The sequence below is a fragment of the Parafrankia irregularis genome, from assembly GCF_001536285.1.
Taxonomy (GTDB): Bacteria; Actinomycetota; Actinomycetes; order Frankiales; family Frankiaceae; genus Parafrankia; species Parafrankia irregularis.
This window is the reverse complement of record NZ_FAOZ01000007.1, coordinates 232,754-253,657: the sequence shown is the minus strand read 5'-3', so window position 1 is coordinate 253,657 and position 20,904 is coordinate 232,754. Positions and strand designations below refer to the sequence as shown.

General features: G+C 70.5%; 15 protein-coding genes. 8 read left to right on the top strand and 7 right to left on the bottom strand.

The window, feature by feature from the left end; all coding sequences use genetic code 11:
- Positions 1–238 precede the first annotated feature (238 nt).
- Complete coding sequence (locus tag AWX74_RS14040; protein WP_091276345.1) at positions 239–3,934, bottom strand: proline dehydrogenase family protein; 3,696 nt, start codon at positions 3,932–3,934, stop codon at positions 239–241.
- A gap of 220 nt (positions 3,935–4,154) precedes the next feature.
- Between AWX74_RS14040 and AWX74_RS14035 the strand changes: the two genes are divergently transcribed.
- Entirely contained in the window at positions 4,155–5,729 is a 1,575-nt protein-coding gene (locus tag AWX74_RS14035) for an ATP-binding protein (protein ID WP_242666221.1), read from the top strand.
- Positions 5,730–5,801: 72 nt separating this feature from the next.
- Here the strand turns inward: AWX74_RS14035 and AWX74_RS14030 are convergent, their stop codons facing one another.
- The 4 genes from AWX74_RS14030 to AWX74_RS14015 form a co-directional block, all read right to left on the bottom strand.
- Entirely contained in the window at positions 5,802–6,638 is an 837-nt protein-coding gene (locus tag AWX74_RS14030; RefSeq protein ID WP_091276341.1) for an oxidoreductase, read from the bottom strand.
- A gap of 58 nt (positions 6,639–6,696) precedes the next feature.
- A complete protein-coding gene (locus AWX74_RS14025; protein ID WP_131799459.1) occupies positions 6,697–7,413 on the bottom strand; it encodes a hypothetical protein in 717 nt (238 codons plus the stop codon).
- A gap of 743 nt (positions 7,414–8,156) precedes the next feature.
- Positions 8,157–9,743 carry an endonuclease NucS domain-containing protein gene (locus tag AWX74_RS14020; RefSeq protein WP_091276335.1) on the bottom strand — a complete coding sequence of 529 codons (1,587 nt, stop codon included), beginning with the start codon at positions 9,741–9,743 and terminating at the stop codon, positions 8,157–8,159.
- 523 nt (positions 9,744–10,266) lie between these two features.
- Entirely contained in the window at positions 10,267–10,734 is a 468-nt protein-coding gene (locus tag AWX74_RS14015) for a MarR family winged helix-turn-helix transcriptional regulator (protein WP_235498347.1), read from the bottom strand.
- Between the two features lie 66 nt (positions 10,735–10,800).
- Here AWX74_RS14015 and AWX74_RS14010 point away from each other — a divergent pair, with 66 nt between their 5' ends.
- From AWX74_RS14010 to AWX74_RS14000, 3 genes are all read left to right on the top strand, one after another.
- A complete protein-coding gene (locus AWX74_RS14010; protein ID WP_054570193.1) occupies positions 10,801–11,217 on the top strand; it encodes an organic hydroperoxide resistance protein in 417 nt (138 codons plus the stop codon).
- Positions 11,207–11,857: a TIGR03085 family metal-binding protein gene (locus tag AWX74_RS14005; RefSeq protein WP_091276329.1), complete on the top strand. Its 651-nt coding sequence runs from the start codon at positions 11,207–11,209 to the stop codon at positions 11,855–11,857. Before AWX74_RS14010 ends, AWX74_RS14005 begins: the two co-directional genes overlap by 11 nt.
- Positions 11,858–13,321: 1,464 nt before the next feature.
- Positions 13,322–14,026: a hypothetical protein gene (locus AWX74_RS14000; protein ID WP_226930899.1), complete on the top strand. Its 705-nt coding sequence runs from the start codon at positions 13,322–13,324 to the stop codon at positions 14,024–14,026.
- A 459-nt stretch (positions 14,027–14,485) separates the two neighbouring features.
- Here AWX74_RS14000 and AWX74_RS13995 read toward each other — a convergent pair whose 3' ends face one another.
- The gene (locus AWX74_RS13995; RefSeq protein ID WP_091276323.1) at positions 14,486–15,133 is read right to left on the bottom strand and encodes a CoA transferase subunit B; all 648 of its coding nucleotides are present in this window, start codon (positions 15,131–15,133) and stop codon (positions 14,486–14,488) included.
- Position 15,134: 1 nt separating this feature from the next.
- On the bottom strand, positions 15,135–15,878 hold the full coding sequence (locus AWX74_RS13990; protein ID WP_006540710.1) for a CoA transferase subunit A: 744 nt from the start codon (positions 15,876–15,878) through the stop codon (positions 15,135–15,137).
- Positions 15,879–16,803: 925 nt separating this feature from the next.
- Between AWX74_RS13990 and AWX74_RS13985 the strand changes: the two genes are divergently transcribed.
- From AWX74_RS13985 to AWX74_RS13970, 4 genes are all read left to right on the top strand, one after another.
- Positions 16,804–17,943, top strand: a complete 1,140-nt coding sequence (locus tag AWX74_RS13985) for an acyl-CoA dehydrogenase family protein (protein WP_091276320.1) — start codon at positions 16,804–16,806, stop codon at positions 17,941–17,943.
- Between the two features lie 42 nt (positions 17,944–17,985).
- Entirely contained in the window at positions 17,986–19,407 is a 1,422-nt protein-coding gene (locus AWX74_RS13980; protein ID WP_091276317.1) for an aldehyde dehydrogenase family protein, read from the top strand.
- 80 nt (positions 19,408–19,487) lie between these two features.
- Complete coding sequence (locus AWX74_RS13975) at positions 19,488–19,871, top strand: carboxymuconolactone decarboxylase family protein (RefSeq protein ID WP_054570198.1); 384 nt, start codon at positions 19,488–19,490, stop codon at positions 19,869–19,871.
- Positions 19,868–20,728, top strand: a complete 861-nt coding sequence (locus tag AWX74_RS13970) for an NAD(P)-dependent oxidoreductase (protein WP_091276314.1) — start codon at positions 19,868–19,870, stop codon at positions 20,726–20,728. The genes AWX74_RS13975 and AWX74_RS13970 overlap by 4 nt, the downstream gene beginning before the upstream one ends.
- Positions 20,729–20,904: the final 176 nt, after the last annotated feature.

Sequence of the window (20,904 nt, the reverse complement as noted above, 5' to 3'; positions counted from 1 at the left end):
GCTCGCGCCGCTCGTCGCGGCCGTCGCACGACCGCACCCGGCCCGCCCGGTCTCCGACCTGGCACACGAAGAGCCAGAATAGTTAGGCGAGCTTAAGATTTTTACCGTGATGTCGCCTTGTACGCATCTTCTACGGCCGTCGGCGGCATGGCTCAGACAGGTGCGATGGCTCCGACCAGTCCGGTGACTCAGAGACCAGCCTGGTGACGACCAGTCTGGTGACGACCAGCCTGATGACTCAGACCAGTCCGGCGACGAGGTCGTCCGGGGCTCCGAACCGGTGCGCGGTCACGCTGATCGACTGCTCCCGCAGGAACGGCAGCAGTTCCAGCCGGCCTGACTCCGTCACCGGACCCGCGTGCACGACGATCCCGGGCCGACCCCGGGTCACGTCCGCCAGCGCGCGAGCTGCCCGCGCCAGCGCGTCGGCGTCCCGGCCGGTCACCCGGACGCGCAGCTCGCGCCCCCTGGCCGCGGCCCGTGCGACCTCGGCCAGCCATTCGCCCTCGGCCGCGAGCCGCCAGGGAACGCCCAGTTCGCGCAGCGCCGACCCCAGGCCCGCGGGCGGCTCCACCGCGGCGGTGACCCGGATCGCCGAGCCGGCCAGCAGGCCCGCCGCCACCACCCGCACCAGGGCGACGAACCCCTCGTCCACGAGCCGGATCTCGACCGGCACGGGTCGATACCGCAGCACGTTGCGCTCGGCGACGAGCCCACCCACCTCACGCGCGACGCCGTACTCCTGCGCCCAGGCCGCGGCGTCGCTGCGCAGCGCTCGCTCGAGGCCGACGATCTCCTCCGCGGCCTCCCCGGCCAGGGGAGCCCGCCGGACTGCGGCCAGCAGCTGACCGGCGACCGGAGCCAGCGTAGCCGGAGCCGGAGCCGTGGGCGTCGCGGCGGCGGCGGTACTCGGCGTGCTCGCCCAGGTCCCGAGGGCCAGCAGGTAGGACGGACCTCCGGCCTTGGTACCGGGCCCGACCGCCGAGCGTTTCCACCCCCCGAAGGGCTGACGCCCGACGATGGCACCCGTGATGCCCCGGTTGACGTAGAGGTTGCCGGCCTCGACGTGCCGCAGCCAGTACTCGATCTCCGCCCGGTCACGCGAGTGCAGCCCCGCGGTCAGCCCGAAGTCGACGCCGTTCTGGAGCTCGACGGCCGTCCCGAGATCAGGCGCGGCCATGATCCCCAGCACCGGGCCGAAGTACTCGGTGCGGTGGAACTCCGAGCCCCGGGCCACGCCGGTGCGCACCCCCGGCGACCAGAGCCGGCCCTCGCCGTCGAGCCGGCGTGGCTCCACGATCCACCGCTCGCCGGGCCCGAGCGTCGTCAGCGCCCGCAGCAGCTTCCCCGCGGCCGGCTCGACGAGTGGCCCCATCTGGGACGTCGGGACGTGGGCCGGCCCCACGGCCAGTGAGCGCACCGCGTCCACCAGCTGGTCGTGCAGCCGGCGTGACCGGGCGGCCGAGCCGACGAGGACGAGGAGGGACGCGGCGGAGCACTTCTGGCCGGCGTGGCCGAAGGCGGACGCGACGACGTCGCGCACGGCCAGGTCGACATCCGCGCTCGGCGTCACCACGATCGCGTTCTTGCCGCTGGTCTCGGCGAGCAACGGCAGATCATGCCGCCAGGAGCGGAACAGCCGCGCGGTCTCGAACGCCCCGGTCAGCAGCACCCGCTCGACCCGCGGGTCGCTCACCAGCGCCCGCCCCAGCTCCCCTTCGTCCACGTACACCAGCTGGAGGACGTCGCGGGGCACACCGGCGTCCCACAGCGCCTGGGTCAGCACCGCACCGCACCGGCGGGTCTGGCCGGCCGGCTTCAGCACCACCGGCGAGCCGGCGGCGAGCGCCGCGAGCGTGGAGCCGGCGGGGATCGCGACCGGGAAGTTCCACGGTGGTGTCACCACGGCGAGGCGGGCGGGGGTGAACACCGCCCCGTCGACGTGATCGAGTTCCACCGCCCGGTCGGCGTAGTAACGGGCGAAGTCCGCCGCCTCGGAGACCTCCGGATCGGCCTGGTCGAAGGTCTTGCCGGCCTCGGCGACCATGACCTCGATCAGCTCGGCGCGACGGCTTTCCAGCTGTTCGGCGGCGCGCCGCAGCACCTTCGCGCGGCCGGCGCCGCCGAGCGCGGCCCAGCCGGGACCGGCCGCCACCGCGCCGGCGAGGACGTCGTCGAGCTCGGCGGATGTCCGCACCGCGGCCCGCTCGACCAGATCCGCGCCGAGGGCGGACGTCCCGGCCCGTGCCAGGATGCGCCGCGCCCACGCCCGGTTCGCCGCCAACGACGGATCGGTGTCCGGCGCGTTGCGGAAGCCGACCCCGGCGTCGACCTCGGTCTCGGTCTCGGTCTCGGTCTCGGTCTCGGTCTCGGTCTCGGCCTCGGCCTCGGTCTCGGTCTCAACGTCAGCGTCAGCGTCGATGTCGACCTCAGGTGCCGACACGGACCGCAGCTGCCGGTTCTGGGTGCGGTGGGCAGCCGGCGGGACCGCCGCCTCCGCCTCCAGCCGGGCCACCGACGCCCGGAACCGCCGCTCCTCCCGCGCGAACAGCAGGCCGCCACCGCCACCGCTGCCGCCACCGCTGGCGCTGTCACCGGCCAGGTCGAACATCGCCGACAGGAAGTTCTCCTGACTGGCACCCTCCTCCAGCCGCCGGACCAGGTAGGCGATGGCGACGTCGAACTCCGCGGGCCGCACGGCCGGGGTGTAGAGGAGCAGGCCGCCCACCTCGCGGGCCACCACCCGGGCCTGCGCCTGCGCCATTCCCCGCAGCATCTCGAACCGCAGACCGCCCCGGACCCCGCGGCGCCCGGCGAGCACCCAGGCGAAGGCGAGATCGAACAGGTTGTGCCCGGCGACCCCGATGCGGACCGCGTCGACACGCTCCGGCCGCAGCGCGTGGTTCAGCAGCCGCTTGTAGTTGGCGTCGGTCTCCTCCTTGGAGCCGTACGGCGCCGCCGGCCAGCCGCGCAGCGATGCCTCGACGTGTTCCATCGGCAGGTTCGCGCCCTTCACGATCCGCACCGTGATCGGGGCACCTCCGGCCGACACCCGCCTGGTGCTCCACTCCCCCAGCCGGACCAGCGCTCCCAGCGCGTCGGGCAGGTATGCCTGCAGGACGATCCCGGCCTCCAGGCGGCGCAGGTCCGGCCGGTCGAGCAGCGTGGTGAAGACCGAGATCGTCAGATCCAGATCCCGGTACTCCTCCATGTCCAGGTTGACGAACGTGGCCGGGCGGGTCGCCGCCGCCCGCGTGTACAGCGGGTGAAGCGCGTCCACCACCTGGTCCACCGTCTCCTCGAACGCCCAGGGCGCATGCGGTGCGGTGCCCGCCGACACCTTGATCGACACATGGTCGACGTCCGGCCGCTCGACAAGGGCCATCGTGCCCGCCAGCCGCCGCGCCGCCTCCCGCTCGCCGAGGACCGCCTCACCCAGCAGGTTCAGGTTCAGCCGCACACCCGGCTCACACGCCGCCGAGATCGCTGGCCCCAGCCGCCGCTCGGTCGCGTCGACGACCAGATGCCCCACCATGCCCCGCAGCGCCCGGCGCGCCACCGGGATCACCAGCCCCGGCGCCACCGGCCCCGCCACCCCGCCGGCCCGGACCGCGGCCCGCAGATACCAGGGCAGGAACCCGGGCGCGGACGGCGCGAGCCGGGCCAGGTTCCGAGCCGCGACCCGGCTGTCCTCGGGCCGGATCACCCCGTCGACGAACCCCACCGTGAACGCCAGGCCCCCCGGCTCCCGCAGCACTCCCGCCAGCCGCGCGGCGGCGGCGTCCACCGGTTCGTCCGCCGCCTCGGCGGCCCAGCGGCGGACGAGCGCCACCGCCTCGTCGGCCACCGCGGACAGCTCGGACACGGTGGTGCTGTGAGCCGCGGTCATCGGCACTCCCAGGTTCTCGTCGCCGGCGCCGGTCGCCGGCGCCATGAGCCCTACCCGGCAGGAACCCTTCCAGTGTCATGGGCCTGCCCCCGCCCAGCGACTCACGCCGCGCGCCACGTCCACCCCGGTGCCCGCACCTGCCGACCTTCAAGATCAAAAAGGTGAGCCGGGGGCGTCAACAGCGTTGACTATCTACGTCACCCACCACACGGTTGCATAGAGTGGCGGGAGTGTGATCGGAGGAGCTGGGCGGAAGGGGCGGCCGGTGCGGCGTTTCAACACGGCCGGTCCGTGCCGTCCTGATCTTCACTACATGGTGCCGGCGCTGTCGCGGCTGCCCGAGGCGTCCAGGCTGGTCGCGCAAGACGCCTACTTCGTCGTGCACGCCCCACCGCAGACGGGGAAGACGACGGCCCTGCGCGCGTTGGCCACCGAGCTGACCGCGTCCGGGCAGTACACCGCGCTGCATTTCTCCGGCGAGGTCGGAGAGGCAGCGGGCGACGACTACCGGGCTGCCGATCGGAGTGTTCTGCAGGAGATCCGCGACCGGGCCGAGGTGGCGCTGCCCGAGGAGCTTCGTCCGCCGGCGTGGCCGGAGCCGGCTGCGGAGAACGCGCTCCGGCGGGCCCTGTCCGCGTGGGCGCGGGCGTCCCCGCGCCCCCTCGTGCTGTTCTTCGACGAGATCGACGCGCTGCGTGGACCGAGCCTGATCAGTGTTCTGCGACAGCTGCGGGCCGGATTCGGCGACCGTCCGGAGGTGTTCCCAGCGTCGGTCGTCCTGTGCGGCCTGCGCGACGTCCGCGACTACCGGGTCGCTTCGGGCGGCGGCCCGGATCGGCTCGGGTCGGCGAGCCCGTTCAACGTGAAGGTGAAGTCGCTGCGGCTCGGCGACTTCACGGCGGACGAGGTCGACGACCTCTACCAGCAGCACACGGACGAGACCGGGCAGGCCTTCACCGAGGACGCTCTCGCGCGGGCGTTCGAGCTGACTGGCGGCCAGCCGTGGCTCGTCAACGCGCTCGCCCGCGAGATCGTCGAGGAGATCGCCGTTCCCCCCATCGAGACGATCGCCCTGGATCATGTGGAGCAGGCGAAGGAACGACTCGTCCTGGCCCGGGCCACCCACCTGGACTCCCTCGCCGCCACCCTCGCCCAGCCACGCGTCCGACGGGTGCTGGAACCAGTGCTCGCCGGCACCGTGGTCAACCTCGACGCCTACGACGACGACCTCTCCTACGTCCGCGATCTGGGCCTCATCGCCCCCACCAACCCGGTCCGGATCGCCAACCCGATCTACCAGGAGGTCATCGCCCGGGTCCTGACCGACGGCGTCGAGGCGGTCGTCCTCGCCGACCCCCGCGCCTTCGTCCTGCCCGACGGACGGTTCGACCTGGCGACGATGCTCGACGAGTTCGCCCGGTTCTGGGTCGAGAACGGGGAGATCCTCGCCTCCGGTCGCCGCTATCCCGAAGCAGCCTGCCAGCTGGTACTCATGGGCTTCCTGCAGCGGGTCGTCAATGGCGGCGGCTATGTCGAACGCGAGTACGGCATCGGCCGTGGCCGTATCGACCTGCTCATCCGCTGGGCCCACACCGCGGCCGACGGCCGGCGGGAGGTGCAACGGGAGGCCTTGGAGCTCAAGGTCCGCCGGGAACGGGAGACCGATCCACTCCCCCGGGGCCTGCTCCAACTCGACGGCTACCTGGAACGGCTCGGCCTCGACCGCGGCACACTCGTCATCTTCGACACCCGCCCCGACGCCGCGCCCATCGCCGAGCGCACGGCCATCACCACCGTCACCAGCCCCGCCGGCCGCCCCGTCACCCTGCTGCGCGCCTGACCGATCCCCGCGCGACGCGAGCGCTGCGTGACGCGAGCGCCGACAGGCCAGCAGGGCCGAGACAGGCGACCGTCAGGCCGGCATGCCGACGGTGCGCCTGATAAGGATGTCGAAGGCCCGGTTCGGCAGAATTCTGCTGAGCAGGATGAGCGGTCGGGCCCCGAAGCCGACGACATACCGGGTGCGGGGGCTTCGGGCGGTGGCGGCCTTGGTCACGGCGTCGGCGATGACGGCGGGCGGTGAGGTTCTCCGCGCGTCGGGCCGCGAGCTCCGTTCCAGCGATGCGGCGACGGCGGCGGCCTGCTCCGCGTAGGGTCCGTCCGCGGAGGTGGCGCGGAGCCTGTCGGCGGCGATGGCGCCCCACTCGGTGCGGATCAGGCCGGGCTCGATGAGAACGACATCGATGCCGAACCGCTTCAGTTCCAGGCGCATCGTGTCGCTGAGGCCTTCGACGGCGTACTTGCTGGCGTGGTACCAGGCCCCCAGGGGAGTGGCGAACCGCCCACCCATCGAGCTGATGTTGATGATGGTGCCGCCGCCCTGGGCGCGCATGGCCGGCAGCACCATCCGGGTGAGGTGTGCGAGCCCGAAGAGGTTGACGTCGAACTGGGCACGGGCCTCGGAGATCGGGACGTCCTCGACCGCGCCGTACGAGCCGTAACCGGCGTTGTTGACGAGGACGTCGATGCGGCCCTCGGCCGCGAGGATCTCGGTGACGGCATTCTTGGCGGAGGCCTCGTCGGTGACGTCGAGGGCGATGGTGTGTACGCCCGTGGCGGCGAGCTCCGCCATCCGGTCGACGCGCCGAGCGGCGCCGTACACGACGAAGCCGGCCTGGTGGAGGCGGCGGGCGGTGTGTTCACCGATACCCGAGGAGGCGCCGGTGACCAGGGCGACCTTGCGAGCCATAACAGTTCCTTTCGAGGAGAACGCAGCGGACACCCCTGTCGCCCCTGTCGCCGCGCGGTCATTCCCGCGCGGCGAGCCAGGCTCTGCGGGCCCGGCCGGCACCGTCAGGTTCGGGGATGCCGACATCGACCACTGGACGTCCACCGAGCGGCTGGTCGAGGTACACGACGGTGCTCCACCGGCGGCTGGCGGCCTGGCGGCACATCGCGCGCAGGCGGCGCCCGTCCGGCAGGGTCCGCACCGGCCCCGTGCCGAAGGACGTCGGCCCGTCCGGGCCGAAGGCGAGCCAGGCCCGGACGGTGACCCGTTCCGGGGTCTGCTCGACGTCGAAACCGGCCAGCATCTCGTCCCGGTAGCCGCTGCCCGTGCACCACAGTTCGCGGCCGTCGGCGGTGACCGAACAGGCCCCCACCGCGCTCTGCCATCGGTGCCGCGCCTCGATCACCGGCCCCTCCGCCCGCCAGCGGTGGTATGCCCGCACGGCCTCCGGCAGCCAGCCCGGGGTCGCCGCCGGTGCGTCCAGGACACCGGCCGGCGTGGGCCGCGCACCGGGCCGCGGATGGCGTGCACGAACGTGAATCAGCTGGCCTGCGTGAAACGACGCTGCGACGGTGTCGGACGCTGCCAGCAGGAGGCGCCCGACGGCAGCGCCGTCGTAGGGGCGGTCGGGATGGATCGGCCAGGCCCACCAGGTGCTCGCCGTCATGCTGTCATCGGCGACGTACCCGACGGGCCGGATGCCACCAGCGGGGCCGGAGGCGGAATCGTCCGTCATGGCCTGCCGAAGTCCGTCCCCCTGCGGCACCAACCACCAGGTCACATAGGTGACGTCCGGCTGGACGCGTACCTCGAGCCGCCGACCGCCGATTCCGGCCTCACGTTTTCCAGCCCCGCCGCGGCCGGCACCTCCTGCCCGGTGGCCTCGGTCTCCGTCGCGCGCGCGAGTCGCGTCCATGTCATCCGCCATGCCGCCGCCTTTCGGATACTGCTGCGCAGAGACCCTTCCGGTTCATCCCGATGATGCACCGGACTGGATGCCGGCCATTGCAAGGACCTTTTTCACCGTCGCCGGACCCACCGTGGTTCGGGCATCAACCGGGCCCGGTCTGGAGGCCAGCTCTCGTGATCGCCACCGGGTGACGCCCGCGACCCCCTGAAGACGGCCCGGTCATGGGCACAGCGGCACTTTCCCGGACTGTCCAGAGCGGGCGGGGAAGGTCAGGAAGTAGCCGTCGCGCCGGCCCGGACCGGAGACGAATCTGCCCCTGGCGTCGGACCAAGAGGTGACGATCATCACCAAGATCGTCCGCAGCGGCCCCGAACCTCGGAAACTTGTCGGACGTGCGCCCGGCCACCAGACCCAGCGGCATCCGGATACCACGCCGCCAGGCTGCCCTCGCTGTACATGACGATCTACCCGGCCGCGGGGCCGGCCATATCTCGCCGTTCGGGTGGGCAACGCGTCCGGTCTCGGGTGAACGTGCTATCACGCGGCATCACGCAGGGGCAGGACCGGACTCAGTCTGGCTCGGGAATTCCCAGGTCATATCGAATTCTGGTTGCGAGCAGCGACAAGGTGCGTTGATGCCGGTCGAGCCACTCGCCGAAGGTTCCGCTTCCGGGTCTGCCGTTGACTGCCGCTGATTGCCGCCGGACCAGCGCACCGTCGTCCATGTCGAGAAAACGGCGCGATGTCTCACGGCCGATCACCTCGAAGACCGCATACCTCAGGCCGAGTAGGCGCAAAAAGTGCTCGTCCAACTGCCAGGCCAGGCCGGCGTTGCGAGCGATGACCCACTTTTCTACAGTACCGAAGGACAGTTCGAAGGCGCTGGGCGGATCCATGCCCCTGTCGTAGGCCATGAGACCGCCGTACAGAGACCGGCGCGGCTGGCCCGGCGCGGCGGCGACGCATCGCAGCATCGGCATGAAGTCGTTGATGCGCCCCGGCCACCCAAACGCCACCGTCGCCGGAAAGTCACAGGGATTGTAGACACGCGCGATCAGATTGGTGCGCGGGCTGCGATCCGCCAACTCCTGGCACCACGCCGCAACGATCGGAGCCCATGTCGGGTTTGCCGAGAGGGCGAAGTCGATGCGTTCGAGACAGCGCGTCCATCGCGCGGCGTGATCCGCGCACGCCACACCGGTGAACTTGACGTCAGAAAGCCCTCCCGCCGTGGATTCGAGAACGAGATCTTCCTTCGGGAAGAGTAGTTCGTCCTCGTATACACCGGCACGGCGTGGGGCTCCGACCGACCAGTCGGGATCACTGACGAGCTGCGACAGAGCGTGGGGGTGGCCGCTTTCCAGAACGAATGGAACCGGGGAGGAGCACAGCCGCACCAGCGCCTCGTACTCGATCTCGTAGCCCGGCGGGGCATCCGAGGCGCCAACCACAGCCTCGTCGTACGGGAACTCACCATCGAAGATCCCTCCGCCGCCCACTACCCGGTTCGTCCGACCCGTCAGAACCGAATTCATGCGGCCCAGAACGAGGTATATTCCATTGTCGTAGACGGGGTGAGCGACGTCGAATCCGACGAAACTGTGGGCGCCGAACACCCGAAGGTTCTCGACCATCCACCGCCAGACAGCATCGAGGTCACCGGTTCTGGATTGAACGAGAAGTTGCACCGGCGTCAGACTACGCACGGTCGTTTCCGACAACGGCTTAATTTGCTCGACAGCGACTGGCGTCACACCGTCACCCTCCAGCACGAGGCGGTATCCTCGAAGGTCCGCATCCCATTCACGAGCCGCCTGGCTGAAGGCCAGATGGAGTTCGTGCCACTCGACCGCCACCACAACCACACGCAGGTCGGCATCACCCAGCCCCCTCTCCCGCCGGAAGAGTTCCACGTATTTATGCAGCTCGTGCAGGGCAGTTCGCGCCGCAGAGTCGGTGCGCTTCAGTTCGATGATCACATAACAGCCGGTAGAGTCCCTCGCGAGAATATCTATACGGCCACCCGCCCCGACCCCGCTCTGGATCCGATACTCGGTTGCCAGGCATCTCAGGCCTTTCTCGACAAGATCGAGGCGGAGCGCCAGGGCGTCCCTTATCGCATCCTCGTGTGGCCTGCTCACGCCAGCTCCACTCATCACTCCTCAAGGCGACGGTCAGCCGACAGCGCAGGTCAGGGTTACCCGGACCTCTATACGGGGCACCTACAGATTCACCGTGTTCCCGGTCGCCGCCGCCGCCGTCTGACCTTCTCGGTTCCGGAAGCATACGGATATGGTGCTCGACAGCCTCGTCTGGGCATACCGAAGGCCGCAGTCCCCGCACCGGGTCGACCGACCGTTGTCCTGGTCGCCGGAAGATGTTCTGCATGCAGCATTCCCAGTCCATCAGGATGGGGGGAGGCATGCCGGGCAGGCCGCTCCGACCCGGCGGCCTGGGATACCCCGGCCGGCGGGGTAAGCGCGATTCCGCAGTGGCACGCCCCCCGGCCCGCTCAGATGTCGGTGGATGGCAGAGTCCGGACGACTCGACCGCATCACCGATCTGGCCGACCGGTATCGCCACCAGCATCAGTAGCACGCCGATGCGGACCGTCCTCCGGGCTCGACGATGCCGCTTTCGCAACGCCCGAGCGGTCCGCGTGACAGTGCGGCCGGCGGCTCAGGTCGAGGCCTGGAGTGACTCTGTGAGCGCCGTGAGGTCTCGGATGAGCTTCTGGGCGGTGTCGATGTCGATGCCGTAGCGCTGGAAGAGGCGCAGCGGAACCTCCGCCGCCCGCGCCCGCAGCTCCCGCCCGGGCCCGGTCAGGGCGATGAGGACGCGGCGCTCGTCCGCCCGGTCGCGGCTGCGGGTGGCCAGGCCGAGGTCCTCGAGGCGTTTGAGCAGCGGGGTGAGAGTGCCGCTGTCGAGGTGCAGCCGGGCGCCGATGTCACCGACCGCGAGCGGCTCGGACGCCTCCCACAGCACGAGCATGGTCAGGTACTGCGGGTAGGTGAGGCCGAGCTCGGCCAGCTCCGGCCCGTAGGCGCGGGTCGTGGCCCGGCTCGCGGCGTACAGCGCGAAGCAGAGCTGGTTGCCCAGCTCCAGCTGGGGTACGCGGTCCGCCACACGATCGACAGTAGCAGACACCTCTTGCGTCATTAGATTGTGCGCAATACTGTTGGCCACAATCTAACCGGGAGGAGCCGAAAGATCATGGATGCTCTCTACACGGCGATCGCAACCGCCTCCGGGGACGGCCGCAACGGCCACACCGAGAGCGAGGACGGCCTGCTCAACGTCGACGTCCGGATCCCCAAGGAGATGGGCGGCCCCGGCGGCGCCACCAATCCCGAGCAGCTGTTCGCCGCCGGCTACGCCGCCTGCTTCCACTCCGCGCTCAAGCTCGTCGGCCAGTCCGCTTCCGCCGACCTGGAGGGGTCGCAGGTCTCCGCCAGCGTGTCCCTCGGAACCCTGCCCACCGGCGGGTTCGGTCTCGCGGTCGAGCTCGACGTCCACATCCCCAATCTCGACCGCGCGACGGCCGAGACGCTCGTCCAGCAGGCGCATGGAGTCTGCCCGTACTCGAACGCCATCAGCGGCAACGTGGAGGTCGACCTCAATGTCGTCTGAGGAAGCGGCCGGTTCCGCCGGCGGAACCGGCCGGGCGCGGGTCGAGCGGGCCCTGCTGGCCGATCTGCTCACCGAGGTCGGGCCGGAGCGGCCGACGCTGTGCACCGGCTGGACGACCCACGACCTCGTCGCCCACCTCGTGACCCGCGAGCGCGTCCCCCGCGCCGGGCCTGGCCTGGTGATCCCCGCCCTGCACGGCGTCACCGAGCGTGCCGAGCGCTCGACGGGGCAGGCGCACAGCTTCGCGGAGCTGGTGGGACTGTTCCGAAGCGGGCCCGCGCGGTGGAACCCGTCCCGGCTGCGCCGCTTCGACGACGCGACCAATGTCAACGAGTTCTACGTCCACTACGCCGATGTGGACCGCGCCGTCCCGGGCTTCACCCCGCGGGCGCTCGACCCCGTGTCGCGGGAGCGCGTCTGGTCGGCGCTGCGGCTGCTCGGGCGCACCGGGTACCGCGGCACCAGCGCGGAGGTGATCGCCGAGCGCACCGACACCGGCGCCCGGCGGGTCCTGCGCCGCGGCACCCCGACAGTGATCATCTCCGGGGTGCCGGAGGAAATTCTGCTGCACGCGTTCGGGCGGCGCTCGGCTGCCCAGGTGGAGATCCAGGGCGATCCCGAGGCCGTCGCCTCCCTGTAACGGGGAACCGGCCGGCGCGCCGCAGCCATCCCGCGGGATCCGCACAGCGCACCACACCGGGCCGGTACGCCGCCGGTGGGTTGCCCTCAGCCGGGCTGCCCACCGGCCGTGACCGGATCTGACGAGACAGTAGCCGCCGTGGGTTTCCGGACCGAGGCGATGCCCGCGGAACCGCGAACGGCAGGCTCACTGCGCGCCGCGGAGAACATTGATCCCGCGGAATCGAAGCGAAATTCTCGCATGCGCGATCTCACTCCGAAAAACTTTCTTGCAGCCAATTGGCCGGGAACAGTTCGGAGTTCTCTGGTCACGACCGGTATTGGCGCGGCCGAATGCGCAGGCAGACACCCTCGAGTGCGCCACTAAACACCGACAGCCGGCACGCCGGGTCAAGTCACATCTCCGGCATCTACTTGCCATCCAGCGGCGCCTGGGTATTCTGAGCCGGTCAGTGCGCGGCGAAGAGCCTTCCGGCCCCTCACCGCACCAAGATCACATCCGCATGATGACTTCGACGGCACGGGATTCGACGGCACCTGAATCCCGTGCGGCCGGCATCTCGCACTCCGTCAGGAAGAGGAGCGATGCGCGTCTTTGCTGCACCCGCAGGCACACGCGGACATCTGTCGTGGTTCAGGCCGGCAGTACCGACCCAGGCGGAGCCGCACCCCCGGTGAGCCGGATCACCAGAAAGGTTCCCGGCCGGAGCCGGCCATCGCTTACCTGTTGATCGGCACCACCACGAGAAGCAACAGGAAAGCCCCGGCAAGAAGAGAAGCCGCCAGGAAGAAACCGGCCGGTAGCCGCCCACCGAACGGTAGCCGTACCGCGTCATCACGACCGCGGAGCCCTTCGAGGACCTGCATCGCCGGCCTGGGCCCTGCCACGGACGGGGCCTGACCACCCTCGCCACCTTGGCCCGGGCCGTTCGGTGGCGATTCGCCGCCTGAACACGCCGTCACCCGCACCGCTTCGACCATTTCGCTTCCCCCCGACAGGCATGTGCCCATGCAGCCAGGCATTTCTTCAGCCCGACGCATCTTGATTCTGCACCGTGAAACCCCCACAGTGCAAGAAGAATTACTCAACGTAACAACCCTTTGGGGTGAGGGTTTTTCTGACAAGCAAGATTCAGGTGCGCGAACAGCCCTGATGCACTTCAGGCCGCCCAGGCTCAACCATTCGACGCCTACACACGGTGGGCGCCACGAGAATCCGCCGCAGGATCTCGCCCAGATACGTGCCCACCAGGCGCTCTCGCCGAAGATGGCGGTGGCGGTGGCGGTGGCGCCCCTGAACGAAGGCGTGAGGCACCCCCGGTGAGCACCAACCGTCAGCGTCCGTCCGTGGGCTGGCCTCCGCGACGCAGCGGCCTTCCTGTTCACCGTCGGCGGCGGCGTCAGCTCGCTCGCCGGCCTGACGGCGGGAACCGCACAGATCGTGCTGCGCGCAATTACAGCGCTCTTGACACTATATCTCGTCTACACCTTCTCGAACTACTACCGGATTTCCCGGGTGAAAGATTCGACGTCCACGGAGGACGTTATCTGCGATATCGAGGACGTGGTCACCCGCCAGGCCGCGCCCCACGACGAGGTCGTCCACGTCAGGATCACGATCGGGCGGACCAAGGACGACGACCGGGTGGAGGAGGAGGTTCATGTCACGCCGAACTCGCAGGTTGTGAACCGGCTGATCAGGCCGATCATGCCGTACCACTGGCGCCGGCCCGACCGCCTGCGTGACATCGAGTTCGACTGCTCGGTGGACGAGAGCGACGACGGGCAGGTGCTCGTACGGGCCCGGCCGATGCTCCACCAGGAGTACCTGCAGATCTGGCTCATCTTCACCCCGACCCTGACCAAACCCACGGTCTGGCGTTTCTGGTACCGGCCGCGCGGTCTCTGGAACGAACTACGCGAGAAGGACCGCGACCGCCTTGTCTGGAACGACATCATGCCGTCCAACGGCAGATCGCCGCTGACCGACTTCACGATCACGTTCGTCTTCGCCGACCCGGGCTTCAAGCCAGGTGTCACCGAACGCAACGGATACGGGACCGTCAAAGGCCCCGACCGCTCAGAAACCGGCGAGTGGGTCGTGGAGTGGCGAGACCCCAGCCCACAGGGCCGTCGCTACGAGTGGACGATCACCCGCAGGGCCCTCTGAATGGCGGCCGGTGGGGCGGTGGCCGTCAGGGCTCGCCTCGCACATCGAGCCAGAGTTCCGTTCGCCGTGAGCCGCCTGCCGGCGGAAGCGGCGGCCAGGGCTCGGCGTACGGGGCGAGCCCTGGCGGTCACCGACTACGGACGCGGAGGAAACATGTCTGCTTGTGACGGGAATCCGGCCCGCGGAGGCGAGGGAGGTACGTGAGCTGAACCCTCGGCAGCGCCCGGGGCTGGTCACCTCGAAACAGCGGAGGCGGCCAGCCCTTCGGCGCGCGACCGTACGGCTGGCGGTCTGGTCGGCCTTGAAGATCCACCACGAACCGGGGATCTGAAACAGGCGGTGCGCACCCCTGCGGGCCAGGCCGCCCGCGACGCGTGGGGCGGTTCAGCGGAACCGCCCCACGCTCCCAGGTCGCGGGGGGCGCGGATCCTGGCGGATCTCGCTGCGGCCGGCCGCCGGTCAGACGGAGATCAGGTCGACGGTGAGTTCGGTGCCGGTGGCAGCGCGCACGTCGTCGACTGTCACGCCGGGAGCGGTCTCCCGGAGCACGAGACCGCCGCCGACCACGACGTCGATGACGGCCAGGTCGGTGATGATCTGGTGCGCGCAGGCACGGCCGGTCAGCGGCAGGGTGCACTCGTCGACGATCTTGTGGCTGCCGTCGCGGGCGACGTGCTCCATCATGACGATCACGTGCCGGGCGCCGTGCACGAGGTCCATCGCGCCGCCCATGCCCTTGACCATCTTGCCGGGGATCATCCAGTTCGCCAGGTCTCCGGCGCGGGAGACCTGCATCGCCCCGAGGACGGCGACGTCGACGTGACCGCCGCGGATCATCCCGAACGATGTGGCCGAGTCGAAGAAGGACGCGCCGGGCAGTACGGTGACCGTCTCCTTGCCGGCGTTGATCAGATCCGGGTCGACGGCGCTCTCCACCGGGTAGGGGCCGACGCCGAGGATTCCGTTCTCGCTGTGCAGCACCACGGTCACGCCGGCGGGCAGATAGTTCGGAACCAGGGTCGGCAGGCCGATGCCCAGGTTCACGTACTGCCCGCTTTCCAGCTCCCTGGCGACGCGGGCCGCGAGCTCGGTACGAGTCAGGGCCATGTCAGCTCACCGTCCGCTTCTCGATCCGCTTCTGGGTGTCGGGCACGTGCACGACACGCTGCACGAAGATGCCCGGGGTGTGCACCTGGGCGGGGTCGAGCTCGCCGGGCTCCACCAGTTCCTCGACCTCGGCGATGGTCACCCGGCCGGCGGTCGCGCACAGCGGGTTGAAGTTCGCGGCGCTGGCCCGGTAGACGAGGTTGCCGTGCCGGTCGCCCTTCCAGGCGTGGACGAACGCGAAGTCGCAGACGATCCCGCGCTCGAGCACGTAGCTCCTGCCGTCGAACTCGCGGGTCTCCTTGGGCGGCGAGGCGACCGCGACACCACCGGAGCCGTCGTAGAGCCAGGGCAGACCGCCGTCCGCGACCTGGGTGCCGACGCCGGCCGGGGTGTAGAAGGCGGGGATCCCCGCACCGCCGGCCCGGAGCCTCTCGGCGAGCGTGCCCTGCGGGACGAGCTCGACCTCGAGCTCACCGGCGAGGAACTGGCGCTCGAACTCCTTGTTCTCCCCCACGTACGAGCCGGTGGTGCGACGGATCCGGCCCGCCCGCAGCAGCAGGCCGAGGCCCCAGTCGTCCACGCCGCAGTTGTTGCTCACCGTCTCAAGGTCCTTGGGGCCCGCGTCAAGAAGCGCGCGGATGAGGCCGCTCGGGATGCCGCAGAGCCCGAACCCGCCCACGGCCAGCGACGCCCCGTCAGGGACGTCCGCCACGGCGAGCGCCGCGCTCGGAACCACCTTGTCCAACCTGTCCACCCCTCACTCGCGCATCGGTGCCGGTTCTCATCCGTCCACTGCAAGCAGGCAACAACAGTCGCTGGGCGCCGCCGGATCTCCGCGCCGCCGCTCGGCGACCTCACGGGCCCTCGTGCCGGACAGGACACGACGCCCGGGGAGCGGCTGGTGGCGAACAGTGCTCCGGGGGATGCGGCACGCATGCCACCTTTCAGGCGACGGCTTACGTTAGCAGAGACTCACATCCGTGTTGGTGAACCTCACCCGAACAGGTTCCGCCCCTAGGGAGCCGCCCAGCACGCCCCCGCCACCCGGCGGCACGAGCCGGCGGCACAGCGGCGCGGCGCCCGTCGCCGCGCCCGCCACGACTGCCGTAACCCCCGGCGGCGCGTGCCGGCACCTTCCGTCATCGCGGCAATTAGTGCGGCGACCGCCCACGGATCAACGAACTCTGCGCTGGACTGCGTCCGGGGCACGACGGTACGTTAAGCAGCGATCCACCGGCGCGCGACCGCGCAATTCCTGCCGCGAACCGTCCGCGGCGAACCCGCCCGAGGCGACCTGGAGGCATCCGACCGATGCTGTCGACGGCGAGGTCAGCGCCGAAGGTCACCCGGATCGTCACCGACGGATTCTCACCGGGCCGCCAGACCACCGAGCCCGGATTAGTGTCCACGCGCGTCGGCGGCGAAACGGAACGCCTGCGCGGGATTTCATGGTCGGCGCGAACACCGTAGGCGGCCCACCACCCTGACCTGCGTTCGGGGAGGCGGCGGTGGCCCAACAGCTGGTAGCAGCCCCGCGAGGGCAGCGTGATCCGCCGAGTCCGCCTCGGCGCCCTGCCTGCCAGGCCTCCTTTTCCCGCCTTTCAACTCCTTTCAGTTCCCTTCAACTCCACGGCGGATGGTATCCGCCCCGACCGCGAGAGGGTGACCGGATGCGACGCACGGTCTACGGCCCCGAACACGACGCTTTCCGGGCCGCAGTCAGGTCCTTTTTCGAAAAGGAGATCGGGGCCCATTACAACGAATGGGAGGAGGCCGGCCTTCCACCACGCGACTTCTACAACAAGGCCGGCGACCTCGGAATTCTGGGGCTTTGCATTCCGGAGGAGTACGGCGGCGGCGGCGCCGATTTCCTGTTCAACGCCGTCGTCACCGAGGAGGCCGCCCGGGCCGGCTATGCGCTGGGCCCGCTGCGCATCCACGCCGACATCTCCGTGCCGTATTTCGTCGACCACGGCAACGCCGAGCAGAAGCAGCGCTGGCTGCCGGGACTGGCGAGCGGTGAACTGGTCGCGGCGCTGGCGCTGACGGAGCCGGGCGCGGGGTCGGATCTCGCCGGTATGTCCACCTCCGCGCGCCGCGACGGCGACCACTACGTGGTGAACGGGTCCAAGACGTTCATCACCGGTGGCCTGAACGCCGATCTGTTCCTCACCGCGGTGAAGACGGACCCGACGCAGCGCCACGCCGGCCTGTCGCTGCTGGTCATCCCCGGCGACCTTCCGGGAGTCAGCCGCGGGGCGCCGCTGCACAAGATCGGGCTGCACATCCAGGAAGCGGTGGAGATCTTCTTCGACGACGTGCGGGTGCCGGCGGAGAACCTGCTCGGCGAGGAGGGCCAGGGGTTCACCTACCTGACCTCGCACCTCGTCCAGGAGCGGCTCTCGATCGCGATCAACGCCCAGGGCGCGGCGGCGTCGATCGTCGAGCAGACCGTCGAGTACGTCAACGGCCGCAAGCTGTTCGGCAAGACCCTCAACACCTTCCAGAACACCAAGTTCGTGCTCGCCGGCGCCGCGACGGAGGTCGACGCGGGGCAGGCGCTGCTGGACCAGGTCCTGCTCGCTCATGTGGCCGGCGAGGCGACGCCGGCGGACGCGGCGAAGGTCAAGCTCTACTGCACGGAGATGCAGGGCCGCGTGATCGACGCCTGCCTGCAGTTGTTCGGCGGCTACGGCTACATCAACGAGTACCCGGTGGCGCGGGCGTGGGCCGATGCGCGCGTCGGTCGGATCTACGGCGGTTCCAGCGAGGTGATGAAGACGATCATCGCGAAGTCGCTCGGGCTGTGACGTCTCCTGATCCGACCGCGACGCTCCCGGAGGTGACCTGACGTGCCCGTTCGCCATGATCACTGGATCGACGGCAAGGCGGTGGTGCCGGCCGGCGGGGGCTACCTGCCCACGCTGGAGCCGGCGACCCGCGAGCCCGGCGACGAGATCGCCGCGGGTTCCGGCGCGGACGTCGAGCATGCCGTCACGGCGGCAGCGGCGGCGCAGCCGGACTGGGCGCGGCGCTCCGGAGCGGACCGGGGCGAGATCCTGCTGCGTGTCGCCGACGCCATGGACGCGCACGCGCCCGAGCTGACGGAGCTGGAGGGGGCCGCCACCGGCAAGGTTCCGCGCCAGCTCAAGACCGAGATCGAGATGTCGGCCGCCTATTTCCGGTACTACGCGGGGGTGTTGCGGGCCCACCACGGCCGCGTGATCGACCAGGGCGGCGCGAGCCACACCTACACCCGGCTCGAACCGTACGGAATCATCGCGGTGATCACCCCGTGGAACCTGCCGTTGAACCAGGCCTGCCGGGCGCTGGCCCCGGCGCTGGCGGCGGGCAACGCCGTGGTCGCCAAGCCCTCGGAGCTGACCTCGGCCTCCACGGTGTGCCTGGCCAGGCTCGCCAGCGAGGCCGGTCTGCCGGACGGGGTGCTGAACGTGGTGACGGGGACGGGTCCGGAGGTCGGCACGCCGCTGGCGACGGATCCGCGGGTCGGGCGGATCACTTTCACCGGATCGGTGCCCACCGGCCGGTACCTGGCACGGATTGCCGCCGACCGGCTGGTTCCGGTGACCCTTGAGCTCGGCGGCAAGTCCCCGCTGCTGGTGTTCGCCGACGCCGATCTGGAGCGGGCCGCCGCCGCGGCGGTCGCGTCGGCGGCGACCAACGCGGGGCAGGTCTGTTCCGCGACCACCCGCCTGCTCGTCGAGGCGTCCGTGCACGACGCGTTCGTGGAGCGGGTGGTCGCCGGCGTGGAGCGCCTCATCCCGGGCGTCGACTTCGGCCCGATCATCACCGAGGCGCAGTACACGAAGGTCCTGGACTTCTTCGCGGCGACGAGGGCGTCCGGGCTGGAGCCGGTGACCGGCGGCGGGCCGTACCTGGACGGACCGGGAGCCCGGGGCTTCTACCTGCGTCCCACGGTCTACGCCGGGGTGACGCCGGACCTGCCGGTCGCCCGGGAGGAGATCTTCGGCCCGGTGCTGGTCACGATGCCGTTCGACGACGAGAGCGAGGCGCTCACGCTGGCGAACGACTCCGAGTACGGCCTGGTCGGCAGTGTGTGGAGCGGCGACGTCGCGCGCGGGCTGCGTCTCGCCGAGCGCATCGACGCCGGGCAGGTCGCGGTGAACGGCGGGCCGATGACGATCGAGACACCGTTCGGGGGCTACAAGGCCAGCGGGTACGGGCGGGAGAAGGGGCTGGAGGCCCTGGCCGAGTACGCCCGGGTGAAGACCGTCAGCCTGTCCCTCTACTGAGGGCACCTGTCTACTGAGGGCACCTGTTGAGAGCACGTCCTGATAGCACCACCGGCACCAGGGAAGGATCTGAATCGACCATGGAACGCAGCGAGCAGCTTCGTGCCGCCTACGCCATGCGCCGGGCCATGCTGGGCGACGCCTACGTGGACAGCGCCACCGGTGACACCGATGAGATCAGCCAGCAGTTCCAGGACCACATCACCGCGCAGGCCTGGGGGGTGTGGACCCGGGAGGGGGTGTTGTCCACCCGGGACCGCAGCCTGCTGGTGATGGCGATGACCGCGGCGCTGGGCCGGATGGAGGAGTTCCGCCTGCACGCGAGCTCGTCGAGCCGCACCGGCGTGAGCGACGCGGAGATCGACGAACTGCTGTTCCAGGTCGCGGCCTACTGCGGCGCGCCGGCGGCGATCTCGGCCCGCCGCGCGGTCAGGGCCCTGCGGGCAGAACGCGCCGGGCAGTGACCGGGCCGAGCGTCGGGTTCGTCGGGCTCGGGAACATGGGCGGCGCGCTCGCCGCGAACGTGGCGGCGACCGGTGTCGACCTGGTGGTGCACGACGCCGCCGGTCCGGCGCGCGCACCGCAGGGCACCACCTTCGTCGAGGACGTCGCCTCCGTGGCCCGGGCCGCCGAGGTCGTCGTGCTGAGCCTGCCCGACGGCACCGTCTCCGAGAAGGTCACCGCCCAGCTCGCCGACGCCACCGACCGGCGGGTCACGCTGGTCATCGACACGTCGACGATCGGGGTGAGCGCCGCCGGGCGCATCACCGATCTGCTCGCCGCCCGCGGCATCGGCCATGTCGACGCGCCGGTGTCCGGCGGTGTTGCCGGTGCCCGGGCGCGGACGCTGACGGTGATGTACGCCGGCACGGACGAGGCGTGCGCCCGGGCGGAACCGGTCCTGGCCGCGCTCACCGACCGCCGGCGCCGGGTGGGCGAGCGCCCCGGGCTCGCCCAGGCCCTCAAACTGGCGAACAACTTCCTCGCCGCGGTGGCGCTCGCCGCCACCAGCGAGGCGGTGGCGTTCGGGACGGCCGCCGGCCTGGATATGGCCACGATGCTGGACGTGCTCAATTCCGCGAGCGGGCAGAACAACGCGACCGCGGAGAAGTTCCCGCGTCAGGTCCTGACCGGGAACTACGCCGCCGGATTCACGAACTCGCTGATGGCGAAGGACCTGCGCCTGTATCTCGGCGAGGTGCGCGAGCTGGACGGGCCGCTGTCGATGGGCACGGTCACGTCATCGTTGTGGGAGGCATTCGCCGACGCGGAGCCGGGTGTCGACTTCACCCGTATCTATCCGTACGTCCGGGGCGACTGAGCCACCACTGAAAGAGGTTGTTCCGGGGCCGTCCGAGAAAGCAGGTCGGGCCGCCCCGGCAGCCTCGCCGGGCGCGGAGTCCACTGCGCGGTACACGGGCCGAGCCCGATATGGCATCCTCCTCTCCACAAGAGGGAGGATTCTTCTCGACTGGAGAGAACTTCCGGCCGACCGGG

Bases quoted from the DNA above. Each gene is read 5' to 3' on its own strand.
- AWX74_RS14040 (WP_091276345.1), bottom strand. From the start codon at position 3,934: ATGGCGCCGGCGACCGGCGCCGGCGACGAGAACCTGGGAGTGCCGATG.
- AWX74_RS14030 (WP_091276341.1), bottom strand. From the start codon at position 6,638: ATGGCTCGCAAGGTCGCCCTGGTCACCGGCGCCTCCTCGGGTATCGGT.
- AWX74_RS14025 (WP_131799459.1), bottom strand. From the start codon at position 7,413: ATGACGGACGATTCCGCCTCCGGCCCCGCTGGTGGCATCCGGCCCGTC.
- AWX74_RS14020 (WP_091276335.1), bottom strand. From the start codon at position 9,743: ATGAGTGGAGCTGGCGTGAGCAGGCCACACGAGGATGCGATAAGGGAC.
- AWX74_RS14010 (WP_054570193.1), top strand. From the start codon at position 10,801: ATGGATGCTCTCTACACGGCGATCGCAACCGCCTCCGGGGACGGCCGC.
- AWX74_RS14005 (WP_091276329.1), top strand. From the start codon at position 11,207: ATGTCGTCTGAGGAAGCGGCCGGTTCCGCCGGCGGAACCGGCCGGGCG.
- AWX74_RS13995 (WP_091276323.1), bottom strand. From the start codon at position 15,133: ATGGCCCTGACTCGTACCGAGCTCGCGGCCCGCGTCGCCAGGGAGCTG.
- AWX74_RS13985 (WP_091276320.1), top strand. From the start codon at position 16,804: ATGCGACGCACGGTCTACGGCCCCGAACACGACGCTTTCCGGGCCGCA.
- AWX74_RS13975 (WP_054570198.1), top strand. From the start codon at position 19,488: ATGGAACGCAGCGAGCAGCTTCGTGCCGCCTACGCCATGCGCCGGGCC.